Genomic DNA, 15,939 nt, shown 5'->3' on the forward strand with positions numbered 1-15,939 from the left:
AAGACTCGGTCCGTGATCCTCCGTCGTAGCAGTCGCATTGCTTCGGTGTGGGTCTTGCCGCGGGCCAATTGCTTGGCCACGTAGTCCGCTCCTTCGTAGCCCAGCCTCTGCTGAGTCACCAATCGACCTCAGGCATCGCCCTGGTCCGGAACCAGTTCTCGAGGTTGCGGCTTGACATAGGAGCATCGGGAACTCGACCCCCGCAATCGTTGATCGCCGGGTTCATCGACCAGATGAGGTCCGAAGGCTACGCGGTCGAGTCGGTCTGCGCGGTTCTGCGCGAGCAGGGCGTGCCGATCGCCGCGAGAACCTACCGCTCCTGGAAGCAACCGGGCCGGCGGATCGCCGCGCGCACGGTCAGCGACACGACGGTCATGGATGCTCTACTGGCGACTGTGGGCACCCCGGAGGGCCTCTACGGCCGGCGGAAGATGACCGCGTACCTGCACCGGTGTGGGCTGGCGGTGGCTCACTGCACGGTGGGTCGACTGATGCGCTCCCTCGGGCTGGCCGGGGTGGTGCGCGGCAAGCGGGTGCGCACCACGATCCCGGCCAAGGATGGGACGCGGGCGTCGGACCTGCTCAACCGCGACTTCACCGCCGCGGCCCCGAACACCGTGTGGGTCGCCGACTTCACGTACGTGCGCACGTGGGCCGGATTCGTCTACGTCGCCTTCATCGTCGACGTCTTCGCCCAGCGCATCGTGTCCTGGAACGCGGCCACGACCCGCACGACGGATCTGGTGCTCACCTGCCTGCGAATGGGCCGGTGGGACCGGACCCGTCAGGGCCTGGTGCTGCCGGAGGGGCTGATCCATCACCACGACGCCGGGTCGCAATACACGGCGCTGCGCTTCACCGAGCACCTGGCCCTGGAGGGCATGGCCCCCTCGATTGGGTCGGTCGGGGACGCCTACGACAACTGCCTGATGGAGTCGATCATCGGCCTGTACAAGAACGAGTGCATCCGCCCGGGCCCGTTCGTGACAGCTGAAGACCGTCAGCGACGTCGAGTACGCGACCATGGCCTGGGTGGACTGGTACAACACCCGCCGGCTGCACTCCAGCCTCGGCAACGTCCCACCTGCCGAGTTCGAGGCCGCCCACTACGATCAGATCACTGCGCCCGAGCCGGAGACGCAACCCGTATGAAGTCGGCAGAGAAGCCGTGACGGGTCACTGACCACGATATCCATGCCGCGGGTGAGCCCTGCATGGACCCGGCGGGAGCCGTAGGTTCCGCGAGATGCGATGTGCATCTCCCGGATCAGCCCGGTTAGCCACTGCCGGCGCATTCCCGTCTGGGACAGGGGTCGGTTCTTGTACTGGTAGTAGCCGGGGTTGCTCACTCCGAGCAGACGGCAAAAAATCTTCACGGGGTGCCCGGCATCGAAGAGCTCATCGATCACCGGAAGCGTCCTTTGAGACTGCCCCGGGTTTTCTTGAAAGTCAGCGGAAGTCGGGGCAGTCCCCGTCGTTGGTAGCACTGTCTGCGCATCGGGTGCAGGTACGGGAAGGCCCATCGGCACCCTTCTGCCGGCGCGCGGTGATCCAGCTCCCGGCGAGCTTGCCACTCAACGGCAGCAGCACCCATGTGAGTGCAGCCACCAGGAGCATGGCGGTCAATGCGGTGCTCAGCGGCCCTGGCCACCCAGCGGTCAATCGTGGCACAAGTAGGGACAGCATCAAGCTTGTGGGGTAGACGCAGACGAAAGTGACCACCGCTTGTCGCCACTTGATGGGCCGTAGAGGCGCTGTCACGAGCGGAAAACCCATCGACGGATCACACGATCAATAAAAAAGGACACAGCAAAACGGTAACAGTGAAGTGCTATCTCCTGGCCGGCCCCTGCCAACTTGGCAGAAGTCAGGGACGAGTTGAAGTTGAGCCCCCGATAGTGTAGCGCGGTGAACCGGGCGCTGCACACGATCGCCAGAACCCGCATGATGTTCGACCCCGAGACCAAGGACTACGTTGCCCGGCGCACCGCCGAGGGGAAAAGCCTCCGAGAAATCCGCCGTTGCCTCAAACGATTCATCGCCCGTCAGCTGTTCAGAAAGCTGCAAACCCTCTTGACGTAGACCATAGAAGGGTCGTCGTCTAACTAAGGCCTTGATGTCGCGTTCGGGCTTGCAGCCTCCACATGCCCCACGCTCGATCGATCTGAGATGCCATAGTGGCAACCGTCGCCTCGCCCTCTCCACGAGTCAAACAGGTATAGGACCCCAGGCGCATGGCATCGGCCTGAGCCCTTGCGTTTGATTCAGCGTAGATGGCTCGATAAACGGCCGTCTTTAGTGAGTCTCCTACTGCGACCGACCCATGCCCGCGCATCAGAGCGAACGACCCCGATCCCAAAGTCTCAGCTAGTGCAGCTCCTGCCCTTCTGTCCCGGACCAACAGATCGGAGGCAGGGCCCGCAACCTGACGCATTTCAAACACCGGAGTTTCCATGGGCAAAAATCCCGCCATGTGCATCACAGGGCGAAGCGGTGCGTCCGACACACTGAAGGGCACTACAGCCGGAGAATGACTATGGATTACGGACATGACATCTGGCCTAGACCGGTAGATCTCAGCATGGATGAATCTCTCCATGTACGGAGGCCGTAAATCGTCCGTTTCTGCGTCAAGGTTAAATCTCTGAATATCATTTTCGCTTACCAACACAGGCGCCAAATTCCGGGAGAGAAAGAATATTCCAGAGTCTTCATCCGTTCGGACGCTTACATGCCCGAATGCATCCAAGACCCCTTGGTCAACCAGTATGTGGTTCGCATCAACTAGATCCGACAGCTGAGAATCTTTGGCCGGGGTTGCATCTTCTAGGCCAACTGTATCTCGCCTTTTCATCGACTTCCTTCCATCGGACCTATGAGCCCAATATGCGCTTTGGCGGTCCACGATTTGTTCCATCTTTCGTTTCAATGCTAGAACGTTGAACCAACATGTAACTAGAAAGTGACACTGCCAACCTGGGCCGGGTTCACGATCCCCTGCAAAAGTCCGTAGCCCCACGGCGCGGTTGCGGGTGGTGGCGCTGGCACGCAAGGGTTCAGCAGCCACCGCTGTTCGAACGGTTGATCAGGTGCTGTTGCTTTGATTGCGCCCCGCCACCAAGGTGGGTTAGGTGGTGATATGAGACGTCGACACGGCAGGCTGCGATAGTCGCGGCAGCCCCAAACGCCTTTTATCATTACCATTCAGCTACATCGTCGGCAGAACAAGCACGAGAACCGTAATCACAGGGGCAGTAATGACCATTGCCGCACCCCAGGCGAGCATCCCACGGTAGACCGACGGCTGCTTTTCAATGTCCGTACTTGCCAGTACCAGGCTACCGACCGTCGAAAACGGTGTGGCGTCCACAACGGTGGCACAAATGGTCAGGGCAGCGATCATGGCCGGAATAGCAATTTCGCCTTGAAGAAGGAATGGCGTAGCAATGGGGATCAATGCGATGATAATTCCGGTACTCGACGCGAAGGCTGAAACAATCGCCGCCACGGCACAAATAATCAAGGCCGTCAAAAGAGGATTATCAAGAGCACTGGCAGACTCGCCGACAAACTGCACCGTCCCGAGGTGCTGAAGCACGCCGATGTAGGTCACGATGCCGCCAACCAGTAGGACGACATTCCACGCGATCCTACTCTCGGCGCCTTCACTGCTCTTCCAAAGAATCAGTTTGAGAATCACGGCCGCGGAAAGCGCAAGAATGCCGATGTCCACCCCGGCCGACAGCGTAATGGCCGCCACAAGTGCAATGGTCACCAAGGTAACGACCTTCGTGGAGCTGAGCTTCTCGTGCGTGTGGCCCATAGCATCCTCGACCTTCGACACATCGGGTCCCTCAGCAACTCCTGGCCCCCCGGACGACTGCGTCGATCCGGCCGTCTGCATCTCCAAGACGCGCTCAGGCATCCGGCTGGCCATTTGGCGACGAATAAGCTGGCGACCCCCGAAGACAAGATAAATTACCACGCCGAGCAACACGTTGTAACCGAAGTTCGCAGCGAACAGAATGAGGGGGGAAGAGCTTAATCCCTCCGTGCCGTCCAGCGCCTGATTCACGATTGCACCCAAAACGTTGATGGGCGAAAAGTTTCCGCAGGCTGAGCCATGGACGATCATCAAACCGATAAGACGACGATCCATTTCGTACCGCTTCGCGAGTTGCAGACCAATGGGCGCAAGGAACGCCACCGTAGCTGGCCCGAGGGCGCCAGCGGTTGTTGGAATTGCCGAGACGAAAAAGATGGCCCATGGGAGAACCGCCACGTTACCGCGGACAAGTCGAGCGGACGCATCGACGAGCCAGGCAATAGTTCCATTGATGCTCGCGATGCCGAACAGGAACGTCACCCCTACGAGGAGAATGAGTAAATCGGCGGGGAAGGCGTTGTATAGAACCTCGAAATCGCCGCCAGCGACGAGGGCCGTGAGGGCTATGCCTGCAAACAGCGACAAAACTCCGAGATTGATCGGCCGTGTCGTTCCCAGCACAAAAATAATCGCCAGAATTCCGATTCCGATAATATGGACAAGCAACTTGCATCCTCCGAAAAGTCGGACGCGTCATTCCGTCCGCGGCTCACTCATCCTTGAAGGAGCCAGTCGATAACGCGCATAATTACAAAATTTGTCACCGCACGTGGCGGCAAGCCAATTTATGATATGGGCCGGGGGCCCGAAAATGTTTCCAAAAAATGCCACTCGCCGACCGAGCCCGCGATAGGTCAAGCGGTGATTGTCACTGCGTCCCGTGCAAGGCAATGGAAGTAATTGTCCGAACCATGCAGTTCCATAATGCCATGATGGAATTCGACTTCCTAACCATTATGGTTCACGGACGAGCCCAGCCTTCATATCCGAGTTATAGCCAGGGGAGACCACGACATCGACCACGACCCCGCGACCGGACTTGACCGTCTTCAATGCCTCGTCAAGGGCGTCAGGAAGATCAGCCAAGTCGCGGATAGGTCCAAGCCCTTCAAGACCCTGCGCCCGCGCCATGGCTGCTAGATCAGGAGCCGGCTCGTCGATGCGCTGACCAATCCACTTTCTGCTGACATCCCGATCACGGGCTAGTGCCACCCTTTCCTGGTGCACCTCGTCGTTAAAGTATGATCGGTTGTTCGCCACGACAGCCAAGAAGGGTATGTCGTCATGCGCCGCGGTCCATAGCGCCTGCACTCCCATCATGTAGTCGCCGTCCCCCAGCACCGAGACCGCGATCCGGTCGGAGCCCCTCAGCGCCAGCGCTGCGCCGACGGTCATGCCTGGGCCCGAACCAATCCCACCCCCGCCGTCGTATCCCAGGAAATCGAGCGGGTCCCCGAAGGGCCAGTCGTCTCCGTTCCAGCCGAGAGGTAGACGGACCAAGGTTGTCTTTTCCTTGGCCAACGACGACCTCAGCGCATGTGCAAGTTGGTCTAGCTGAATGGGGCCGGCCTTGGGAACGCTGCCTCCATCCTGGACATCTTGGTCGCTCGAATAGGACGTCAGAGCCGCTGCTCTGCCTGTGTCGACCTTCAAGGCATCCAAGAGCTGGGAAACCGCATAGTCGCCCGTGGTTGGAAGCCAGACATCCACTTCAGCTCGTGCCTGATGATCTTTGCTCCACCCGTTAATGATCATCTGATCTAGCCCCGCAGAGATGACCTTCCGGGACTCGCCCGTAGGCGCCTGGCGTAGCGTGCCGGCCACATCGATCCAATCCAGTGCCAGGACCACGTCAGCGGATCTTAGTGCTTCTTGTCCTCGTTCGCCTAGGAAAAAACCCGACCCCGGCACGTGTGCCGGGTGCTTGGTGGGGAAACTCGAGCCAGCCTTAAGGTCGGTGATCACCCGAGCGTTGAGCTCCTCCGCGAGACGGATTCTTCGTTGAAAGTCCTCCAAATTTTTACTGCCGCGGCCCATGAGCAGTACCGGGTTCTTGGCGGAAATCAGGAGGGTTGCCGCCCTGGCAACAGACTCTGCCGAAGCAACCGGCTGGTCTTTAGCCAGGCCTACAGTGATTTTAGGTTGCAGGGGATTTTCAAGGAGCGGAGTTTCTTGGACCTCTGTATCTAGGACCACGTACGTCGGCCCTTGGGGAGCGGTTCGAGCAATGTCCCATGCCCGGGCGAGTGACTCGAGACTTGCGTTCACGGATGTCGGAGTATCATCCCATTTGATGTAGTTTCGGACGATGGCAGGTTGGTCTGCACTCGAATGAATCCAGTCGATCCATGGTCGACGTTTGGCGGCGTCCAGCGGTCCGTTCGCACCGATGATAAGCATCGGGACCCTGTCGCAATAGGCATTGAAGATCGCCATGCTTGCGTGCATTAGCCCGACATTGCTGTGGAGAGCCACCGCAAGCGGCAACCCAGTCACTTTGGCGTAGCCGTGTGCTAATGCGACAGCGTGTTCCTCGTGAAGGCACATGATCATGTCAGGCCCCTTCGCATCGAGGTGATTCACCAAGCTATCGTGGAGCCCGCGAAAGCTTGCCCCAGGATTCAATGCAATGAAAGGAATTCCGGTATTCCGAAGGAAATCAGCTATTGCATCACTCCCCCACTCGGCTGCCTCGGGAGAGGGTAGTTCTTCGGCCTTTTGCGCGCCAATTTTCATCAGAGGACCACCGTCGTTGTCTTGGTCTCGGTGTAGGAGACGAGTTCTTCCAGGGACTCTTCCCGTCCGACACCTGAGGATTTGACCCCCCCAAAAGGCAGACCCCAATAATGCCGACTCGCTCCATTGATAAGGACATAGCCTGCATCCACCTTGGAAGCCATGCGGTGGGCTCTTCCAACATCCCGAGTCCAAATGCTTGCGGTCAGCCCGTACTGGACGCTGTTAGCGATCTCGAGAGCTTCGTTTTCATTCTTGAAGGTGGTAACCGAGAGGACGGGGCCGAATACTTCCTCTTGCGCCAGCCGACTGTAAGGATGCACGTCCGCCAAAACGGTCGGCTGGACATACCATCCCATGTCCCCGACGTTGTCAGGCCTCCCCCCTCCTGCAATGACCCTAGCGCCGTCCGACTTTCCCGACTCGATTGCACCGAGGGTCTTGCGATATTGGGCCTCAGACACCACAGGACCCATTTGCGTCTCTGCGTCCAGCGGGTCACCCACCCGGATCTCGTCCACGAGAGCCGCCACTCGATCCATGACGGCGCTAGCAATGCTCTCGTGCACAAGGAGTCGACTCGTGGATCCGCAGCTTTGACCTGCAGTCCAGGTGAAGTTCATCCCTTGCACAGCGGCGGAGGCCGCGGCGGATACGTCAGCGTCTTCCATCACAATCTGGGCGTTCTTACCACCAAGTTCCAGGCTAATGTTTTTCACACCAACAGCCGCGGCGTCGCGCTGGATCTGGCGTCCCGTCTCGGGTGCACCGATAAATCCGATACGACGAATTAAGGGATGGCGGACGATGGATCCGCCCGCCCGCGCACCTCGCCCGGAGACCGTAAGCAACAAGTTTTTCGGCAATACTTGCGCGGCTAGTTCAGCCAGTCGAAGAGAGGACAACGGCGTCTGGTCAGGAGCTTTCAGGATCACTGCGTTTCCCGCGATGAGCGGGGCTGCAACTTTAGAGATGGCAAAGAAGAACGGATGGTTGAAAGCTCCGATCCTCGCGACCACACCATACGGTTGTTGGGTCGTGTAGTGCAGATTTTCACTAACCGGAATGGTGCGCCCCCCGAGGCTGAGTGCCATGTCGGCAAATATCTCCGCCATTTCCAGCCCTGCATCGACGTCAACTTCCATCATTGTCAGCGGAAATCCGCCATCAACAGCGTCTAGGTGAGCAATTTCTGCGCGATGTTCACGCAATAATGCCACAAGACGCCTCACCACCGTCGCGCGTTGACGCGGCGGAAGTACACCCCACTCCCTCTGTGCGCGATCGGCGGCATCAACCATGACGTCTACAACTTCAGGGCCGCAGTCCGGAACATCAACCAGGTGCTCGCCAGTTGATGGATTTTCGACGGAGTAGTGGTTGTTGACGGCATACGGCTCGCCATCCAAGGTAACGTGCCACTGTCTTTCTTTCACGGCATTACTCGAAAGGGGTGTCATATTTGATTTCCTTCCTGGTCGACCAAAACTGATTCATGCATACTTTGTTGGTTTTCCACGCCTGAAGTGTTGTCTAAATTTAGACGCCGAAGACGTGGGAGCAAGCGGTAATCACACGCTGTAATTTGGTCTTAAGGTGACCATCACGCCCTAGTTGCTGACATCTATGCGTCGAGTAGATTCTGCTCGCGAGTTGCTGCAGCCCGAGGAGCGGTTCTGATTTCCCTGCAGGCTGTCCGTGGCTTGAGGGACTGCGGGTGGGTCGGAACCCGCGTGATGGGTCTTGAAGGTGTCACTGGATGCGTCAGTGGACATCTTGTAACGGTGCGATGCAGTCGTGCTCACTTTGGACATGCAGTCCAAATCGACGTCCACGACACCTCCTTAGCCTTGATCCACCGATCGGGTTTGGGGTGAGGTCGGCGTTTTAAACGGGAGATGCCCGTCTTTTGAGAGAAAATTTGGCTTGCGACAGTCAAAATTCAGACTCAAGAGAGGGCATCCCGTAGATGCAACTTTCCCATACCCTCCGCTCGATGTCAGTTTCCTTCGACGATACGAACCTCGTGTCGACCGCCGGCCTGGTGCCGGCCATGTCCCTCGCTCAGGAAGCCGGGCTGCAGGAGCTGGCCGATGGATGGTTGAGCGTGCCGACGGACAAGGGCGCGAACGCCGGCTTGAAAGTCGCATCGCTGGTCGCCGGGATGACCGCCGGCGCAGATTCCATTGACGACATGGGACTGCTGCGCCACGGCGGGACCGGCAAACTGTTCATGGCCCGCTACGCACCCTCAACGCTGGGTTCGTTCCTGCGTACTTTCTCGTTCGGCCACGTCCGCCAGCTCGACGCGGTCGCATCCCGCTTCCTGGCCGGGCTGGCCGAACGCGCCCCGCTTCTGCAGGCACCGGCCGAGAACTATGTGTTCGTGGACGTCGACGACACCATCATTGAAGTTCACGGGTACGCCAAGCAGGGCTCCGGCTACGGCTATTCGGGCGTGCGGGGCCTGAACGCGCTGCTGGCCACTGTTACCGTCCCGGACTCCACCCCGGTCATCGCTGCCCAAAGACTGCGCAAAGGAGCGGCGAACTCCGCCCGCGGAGCGGCCAAGCTGGTCGCCGACGCCTTGGGCACCGTGAAGAAGATCAGCGCCGGCGGCAAAACCCTGATGCGCGCGGACTCAGCGTTCTACGGCCATGCCACGGTAAGTGCGGCGATGAAAGCCGGGGCGGACGTGTCGGTGACCGTGCGCATGGACTCGGCGGTCAAACGCGCCATCGCCACCATCGGCGAAGACGCGTGGACCCCGATTCAATACACGGACGCGGTCTATGACGAGACAGCCGGGGAGTGGATCTCCAAAGCCGAGGTCGCCGAGATACCGTTTACCGCGTTCAGTTCCCGGAAGAAGGCCGAACGCGTCCCCGGACGCCTGATCGTGCGCCGTATCCCGGAGCTGAACCCCAAGGCCGGTGACGGGCAGGCCACTTTGTTCGATACCCATCGGTTCCATGCCTTCTTCACCACCGCTGCTGCCGGCGCCTTGGACACTGTGGCCGCGGACAAAATCCACCGCGCTCACGCGGTCATCGAACAGGTCAACGCGGACCTGAAGGACAGCGCTCTGGCGCACCTGCCCTCAGGGGTTTTCACTGCGAACGCTGCCTGGCTGGTGCTGGCCGTGATGGCTTTCAACCTCACCCGTGCCGCTGCAGCCATGGCCGGTAACGGGTTGGCGAAAGCCAGGACCGGAACCATTCGTCGGAAACTGATCAATATCCCGGCCAGAATCGCCAGCAGTGCCCGGAAAGTCCTGCTCCACCTACCCAAAGACTGGCCTTGGGAAACCGCCTTCACCCACCTGTTCTCAGCGGTGCTGAAGCCCTCGGCTGCAGCACCGGCCTGACCGCCGCGATCACGTCCGGCCGATACGAAAGAAACCAGTGGAACTCTCCGGCAGCGAGGCCGGCAGCTCCACAGCGCCCTCGGCTCGCTGAATCACGGCAACCCGTGCAGCACTGCTGATCGGTGGATCAAGGCTAAGCGACAGGGCATCGCCCGATTCCGTGCCGCCGCCGGAGGCTAATCTCCACGGGCGGGCTCCTTCGCCACGAGGGGATGCGGTGTCCGCGCCCGCCGAGATGTTGTCCCGGCGGCTGGGGGCCGGTGTCTGTTGAAAGACGTTGTCTGCGCCGCGAATGGGACGTTCATGAGCCGGGTAGGCGCCCTGCCTCGATGGCCGTAGCCGATGCTAGGTTGCCCAGATGGCCGAGTGCGTTTCGAAGGGTTTCTTCGACTCCCGGTATTGCTGCGGCCGCTGACTGATTCTCGGCGCTGATCTGGTCTCGCCTGGGCCTGCGCCCAGCAGATCCGAAACGTCTACACGACTACGGACCCGGTCCTCGGCAGAGAGACTGCAGAGCAGCTCCTGACCTGTCCGATCCCCGAGATCGCCCGCCTGCGCCGCTGGCGAGCGGCGTTCCTGGCCTACCTCACCACCCTCGGCATATTGAACGGCCCTCACGGAAGCCCCGTCTGCCTAACAGAGGGTAGTGGCCCACAGGCCATCATGCTCCAACTGAGCGTCAACCGACGACCGGGATGTCGACGGCGATCGCGGGCGTTCAACTTGTCACCGGCGTTGAATCACGGATCCCTCTTGACAGAAGGCTTCTCTGTGTGACAGAAATGGCAGATACTCGCCCCATAGGCGAGCCAGTTGCTTTGATCAGGAGGCTTGAGTTGAACACAGACCTGTCCGTGAACTACATATCCGTCGGCGGAATCAGGACGCGCTATATCGATCAGGGCGAGGGTCCGGTCATCCTCCTGATCCACGGTGGCCACTCGGGTATGAGCATGCCGGGCGGCGGGGATGGTTGGGCTCCCGTCATCGCTCCTCTGGTCGACAAGGGCTTCCGCGTCGTGACCTTCGACAAGCTGGGGCAGGGAGAGACTGACCTCGCGCCGACGCATGCCGAGTGGACGTTCGATGCGGTGGTCAAGCACGCCAGGGGCTTCATCGACGCTCTGGGACTCGAGGACATGATTCTGGTCGGGCACTCGCGCGGTGGCCTGCTGGCGAGCAAGCTCGCTCTTGACATGCCGGAGTCGACCAAAGGTCTCTTCATCGTGTCGAGCGCGACGCTCGCTGGCACCGACCCTAAGTTCCGCGACGTTGAGTTCTACGACGCGATCACGCGTTCGCTTCCGGCGGACGCGTCTCCGGAGGAGATCTGCGGAGCCTTCTTCCGTGCGCTGTACGTGACCCCGGTGCCGCAGGAACAAATCAATGCGGCCGCCGCCAAGTACGTCAAGGAGAACCACCAGAACGCCCTCAAGACCTACCCGATGGTTGAGAAGAAATACTGGGAGCCGAGTCTTCAGGCGGCGAAGGACGACATCCGCGCTCGCCTCTTCGCCGGCGAGGTCAATATTCCCGTCGAAGTCGTCTGGGGCCGCGACGATCGCTCGGCGCCGGTTGACCTGGGCATCGCCTTCTACCAGAAGCTCGCCCTCGTCTCGGAGACCACGAGCCTGCACATCCTGGGAACCGCGGGCCACTGCGTCTTCGCGGAGCGAACCGAGGACTTCGTTCGAATCCTGGCGGACTACGCAGGCCGTCGCAGCGCCAGCTATGCGACGCGTCGTTGATGGTGATCCTGGGGAACTATCCCGCTTGACGGGGTCTTCGAGTCCGTGCCGGATTGGCGCAGCGCGCCCAGATCGACGCGGACCGCTCGCCTGCTTTCGATGGCGTCGATGAATTGGACGTCAGTCCTCTCAAGCCTGGCGAAGTGGACGGTTTCTCCCGTTTGTTCGAAGATCCGCTCGAGGACCGGCCGGGCCAGTGTCCGGATGTCCACCTGCCGTCTGGTCGTATTCGATGGACGGCAGCCTGGTTAACGTCCCTGGGGACCTCTTTGGCGTCCCGCATATGAAGGCCGCCTACAGCGGCAAGCTCGATAAGCAGAACTGGGGCCTTGTGCGCTGCCCTAAAGGCACGGCGCAGAAATCGCCGTGCCGGCTCTCTAACCGGACTCCGACCCAAGGGCGGCGTGCCATCATCCTGCAAAGGCCAGACCGTGGGCCTGTCCGGCGCTGACAGAATCCTGAGCATTGCCGCGACGGTATTGTTCTCGTTCGCCCTTGGAACCCTGGCAGTGGTGGTGCCGATATTGGCCATTGCCGTGGGGTACAGCACGGTCGAAGTCGGAATGATGGTTGCACTTGCAGCAGTCTCGCAGTTAGTGACCCGGATCTTCCTGGGAGCACTGATGCGCAGGGTCCCAGACAAAGCCCTCCTCGTGGGAGCAGCGCTCATGATTGCCGTCTCGTGCGCTCTGATCGCAGTCTCAGATGCATTGGCAATTTTCGTAGTATCCCAGCTGGTCCAGGGCTCGGCTCGAGCCTTGTTCTGGACCAGCAGCCAGACGCACGCCGTCCGCATGTCGACCTCGTCTGTCAAGGGACTGACTGACGTGAATCTCGCCGCAGGGGTCGGAGCACTGCTGGGACCTGCACTTGCCGGTTATCTCTGGGAACTTTCGACACCGCTGCCGCTGATCGTGGCGGCAGCGGCAGGATCGGCGGCCGTCATCCCTGCTGCCCTTCTGACTAGGCTTCCTGTGTTCGCTCCGGAGCATGCCACAGGCGGAATAATGGCGCGAGGCCTCTGGCGGCGCCCTGGCGTCGATGCCGCCTGCTGGATGAACGCTGGAGCGGGCGCCTGGAAGAGCCTCTTGGACTCCTACGTTCCCATCGTGCTCTCCCTTGCCGGCCAACCCGTCGCCGTCATCGGAATCCTGGTAGCCATACCCAACGCTGCCGTCCTGGCCGGAAGTGCATCTGCGAGCTGGCTGCGCAGGCGGGGAAACAGGACGTCCCTTCTCACGGGCCTCCTGGCCACGGGGACGGGCTTGGCCGCGGCGGGGCCACTGGCCGGCGCCGCAGTTGCCGCCGCCGCCGCCCTCGCTGTTTCCGGCGTTGGTGCCGGGATCCTCCAGACTGTCGGACCGGCCATAGCTGCAGATGAAGTGCACCCGGAAGAACGCGGGGATGCTCTCTCCCTGACTGGCACGGTACGGGCTTCAGCGCTCTTCCTAACACCGTTTGTGATGGCACTGCTGGTCAGCGTGGTCCCTGTTGCCGCAGCGCTGGTCACGGCCGGCGTCCTCATGACCCTTCCAGCAGCTGGAAGTATCCGCAGAAAAGACCTTCCAGCGCAGATCGCGCCAACAGAATCAGGTCCAGGCAGGCCGCTCCAACAAACTCAGCTTGAAGCTCCCGAGAAAAAGGTGCCCGATGACAACTGAAACGACTGACACCACTGCTTCGGACATTCCCCGGCTGAAATTGCCGCACGGACACACCATTCCCCGGCTTGGCCTCGGAACCTGGCCGATGCTGGAAGACGAGTGCGAAACTGCGGTGCGTTTCGCACTGCAGAGCGGTTACCGCCTGGTCGACACCGCGTTCCAGTACAGAAACGAAGAAGCAGTCGGCCGGGGCATCCGCACCGCCGGCGTCCCCCGATCCGAATTATTTATTTCCAGCAAGTTCAACAAAGAGTCCCACAGCATCGATGGAGTGCAGCGCGCCTACGACGAGAGCCTGCGCAAACTCGGCCTTGACCATCTGGACATGTTCATGTGTCACTGGCCGGTTCCGGCCTTGGGCAAGTACGTGGACGCCTGGAAGGGCCTTGTGAAGTTGCTGGAGGAGGGCCGTGTAAAAGCCATTGGAGTTTCAAATTTCAAACCAGCCCACCTGAAGGACATTATCGATGCAACGGGAGTAGTTCCGGACGTAAACCAGATCCAACTGAGCCCCGACCTTGCCCGGACTGAGCCGCGCGCTGTCCACAGGTTATTGGGAATAGTCACCGAAGCCTGGAGTCCTATCGGTCGGTCCTCCGGTCTGCGGGCGAATCCGCTGATCATCGAGATCGCTCAGCGCCTGGACAAATCTCCAGCCCAAGTCCTGCTGCGGTGGCATGTCCAACAGGACATCGTCCCCATCCCGCAAGCATCCGACCCTCTGTGGCTCAAAGAAAACTTATCCGTTTTCGACTTCTCGCTCACCGCGGGAGAGATGGCCTCGATTCGGAAGTTGGACAGGGGCGAAGAGGCCGCCCGTGATTCTGACTCACCCGAAAATGGCCATTGACTCGGCCTATGCTCCTCTCTCTGAAGTGAGTTTCTCAGGGGCGCTTTCGCTCCGCCGTGGGGGCCGAAAATGTACTGCTGTGGGGAACCTTTGCGGTGTCGGGGCTGCCGGAGCAGACTGAAGAGTGTGTTCCGGTCGACCCCGGTCTCTCTTTAGTGCCGGTGAGCCTGTAAGTGAGTTTGGTGGTGGAGGGCGCAGCTTTTGTCCGCGGGACCGTGGAATGTTGCCGTTGAGCACGAATGTCAGATTTGTTGTTTATCCGCCTTCCCCGGGACACAGACGCCATCTGTTGGACTGTTCGAGGAAGGGTGAGCTCTCATGGAGGTCATTCACCCGCGCTGCGCGGGTGTCGATATTTCAAAGAAGGACGCGAAGGTCTGTGTCCGCATCCAGGGCCGCGGCGGCCGGTCCACCACATCCACCATCACGACCTGGGGTTCGATGACGGGGCAGATCCTGGGGCTAAAGGAACACCTCCTGGACGAGCACGTGGATCTGGTGGTCATGGAGGCCACCGGTGATTACTGGCGCCCCTTCTACTACCTGCTTGAAGACGACGGACTGAACATCATCCTGGTCAATGCCCATGACGCCAGGAACGTCCCGGGCCGCAAAACCGACGTTTCCGACGCTGCCTGGCTTGCCGACCTGGGCGCCCACGGGCTGGTCCGGGCCTCCTTCGTGCCCCCGCCTCCGATCCGTGAACTGCGGGACCTGACCCGGGCCCGGACCATCATCACTCAGGAACGGACCCGGGAAATCCAGCGCCTGGAGAAACTCCTCGAGGACGCCTGCATCAAACTATCCTCGGTAGCTTCGAACATCACCGGGGTCTCCGGACGACTGATCCTCCAAGCACTCATCGACGGGCAGACCGACCCCGCGGCCCTGGCAGAGATGGCCCAACGCCGGCTGCGGTCCAAAATCCCTGAACTCACCCAAGCCCTCAACGGCCGGTTCACCGAACACCACCGCTACATGACCGGACTCTATCTGCACCGGATTGATGCCCACACCGCCGATATCAACGACCTCAGCGCCAGGATCGAGGCGGCGATGGAGCCCTTTCGTTTCGCCCGGGAGCTCCTCGTGAGCATCCCGGGGTTCAGCACCACCATCGCGGAAATCTTCATCGCCGAAACCGGCGCCGACATGAGCGCATTCGCCACCGCAGGGCAGCTGGCATCCTGGGCCGGTACTTCCCCGGGATCCAACGAATCCGCCGGACGGGTCAAATCCACCAAAACACGGCCCGGCAACCGGTACCTCAAAGGTGCCCTGGGCATCGCTGCTCTGTCCTGCGCGAAATCGAAGAACACCTACCTCGGTGCCAGATACCGGCGCATTGCCTCCCGGCGCGGACCCGCCAAAGCCCTCGTCGCCGTCGAACACTCCATCCTCACCGCAGCGTGGCACATGCTCACCACCGGCGAACTCTACAACGACCCCGGCGCCGACTACTTCACCCGGCAGACACCCGTTAAAACCATGGCCCGGGCCGTCAGACAACTAGAATCCCTCGGCTATCAAGTCATTCTCGAACCCCTGCAACAGACCGGATAACACCGCTCACCCCACGCACCCCACCGCACTCACCTAATTTTCATGTCAGAGGGGTTGCCCTGTGCGTCAGGATGGGGTGAGACACCAGCACTGCTGACCTTCGCACTGCACGGGGCGAGAACGGA

Annotated in this window: 10 protein-coding genes and 2 pseudogenes; 7 read left to right on the top strand and 5 right to left on the bottom strand. The window is 60.6% G+C overall.

What is annotated here, in order from left to right; genetic code table 11:
• Window positions 1–188: 188 nt before the first annotated feature.
• Window positions 189–1,152: pseudogene (locus tag ABL57_RS04430) on the top strand (IS3 family transposase); the annotation flags it as partial.
• Here the strand turns inward: ABL57_RS04430 and ABL57_RS22885 are convergent.
• Window positions 1,146–1,424, bottom strand: a pseudogene (locus ABL57_RS22885) (IS3 family transposase); the annotation flags it as partial. The pseudogenes ABL57_RS04430 and ABL57_RS22885 sit on opposite strands and share 7 nt — an antisense overlap.
• Before the next feature lie 484 nt (window positions 1,425–1,908).
• Between ABL57_RS22885 and ABL57_RS22185 the strand changes: the two are divergent.
• Entirely contained in the window at window positions 1,909–2,082 is a 174-nt protein-coding gene (locus tag ABL57_RS22185; protein WP_160310774.1) for a hypothetical protein, read from the top strand.
• Window positions 2,083–2,101: 19 nt separating this feature from the next.
• Here ABL57_RS22185 and ABL57_RS23490 read toward each other — a convergent pair whose 3' ends face one another.
• The 4 genes from ABL57_RS23490 to ABL57_RS21120 all read right to left on the bottom strand — a co-directional run bounded on the left by ABL57_RS23490 (window position 2,102) and on the right by ABL57_RS21120 (window position 8,082).
• Entirely contained in the window at window positions 2,102–2,917 is an 816-nt protein-coding gene (locus tag ABL57_RS23490; protein WP_203225550.1) for a class II aldolase/adducin family protein, read from the bottom strand.
• A gap of 291 nt (window positions 2,918–3,208) precedes the next feature.
• The gene (locus tag ABL57_RS04440; protein ID WP_047802245.1) at window positions 3,209–4,552 is read right to left on the bottom strand and encodes an SLC13 family permease; all 1,344 of its coding nucleotides are present in this window, start codon (window positions 4,550–4,552) and stop codon (window positions 3,209–3,211) included.
• A gap of 288 nt (window positions 4,553–4,840) precedes the next feature.
• The gene (locus tag ABL57_RS04445) at window positions 4,841–6,622 is read right to left on the bottom strand and encodes a thiamine pyrophosphate-binding protein (protein ID WP_047802246.1); all 1,782 of its coding nucleotides are present in this window, start codon (window positions 6,620–6,622) and stop codon (window positions 4,841–4,843) included.
• Window positions 6,622–8,082, bottom strand: coding sequence for an aldehyde dehydrogenase family protein (locus tag ABL57_RS21120; protein ID WP_082157218.1), 1,461 nt, complete (start codon window positions 8,080–8,082; stop codon window positions 6,622–6,624). Before ABL57_RS21120 ends, ABL57_RS04445 begins: the two co-directional genes overlap by 1 nt.
• 509 nt (window positions 8,083–8,591) lie before the next feature.
• Here ABL57_RS21120 and ABL57_RS04450 point away from each other — a divergent pair.
• The 5 genes from ABL57_RS04450 to ABL57_RS04470 all read left to right on the top strand — a co-directional run bounded on the left by ABL57_RS04450 (window position 8,592) and on the right by ABL57_RS04470 (window position 15,814).
• Window positions 8,592–9,989: an IS1380 family transposase gene (locus ABL57_RS04450; protein WP_047802247.1), complete on the top strand. Its 1,398-nt coding sequence runs from the start codon at window positions 8,592–8,594 to the stop codon at window positions 9,987–9,989.
• 836 nt (window positions 9,990–10,825) lie between these two features.
• Window positions 10,826–11,737, top strand: coding sequence for an alpha/beta fold hydrolase (locus ABL57_RS20575; protein ID WP_053004738.1), 912 nt, complete (start codon window positions 10,826–10,828; stop codon window positions 11,735–11,737).
• Between the two features lie 404 nt (window positions 11,738–12,141).
• The gene (locus ABL57_RS21130) at window positions 12,142–13,398 is read left to right on the top strand and encodes an MFS transporter (protein WP_011689780.1); all 1,257 of its coding nucleotides are present in this window, start codon (window positions 12,142–12,144) and stop codon (window positions 13,396–13,398) included.
• The gene (locus tag ABL57_RS04465) at window positions 13,388–14,251 is read left to right on the top strand and encodes an aldo/keto reductase (RefSeq protein WP_011689781.1); all 864 of its coding nucleotides are present in this window, start codon (window positions 13,388–13,390) and stop codon (window positions 14,249–14,251) included. The genes ABL57_RS21130 and ABL57_RS04465 overlap by 11 nt, the downstream gene beginning before the upstream one ends.
• A gap of 318 nt (window positions 14,252–14,569) precedes the next feature.
• Window positions 14,570–15,814: an IS110-like element ISArsp3 family transposase gene (locus ABL57_RS04470; protein ID WP_011689782.1), complete on the top strand. Its 1,245-nt coding sequence runs from the start codon at window positions 14,570–14,572 to the stop codon at window positions 15,812–15,814.
• Window positions 15,815–15,939: the final 125 nt, after the last annotated feature.

This window comes from Kocuria sp. SM24M-10, from assembly GCF_001027955.1.
GTDB classification, from domain to species: Bacteria; Actinomycetota; Actinomycetes; order Actinomycetales; family Micrococcaceae; genus Kocuria; species Kocuria oceani.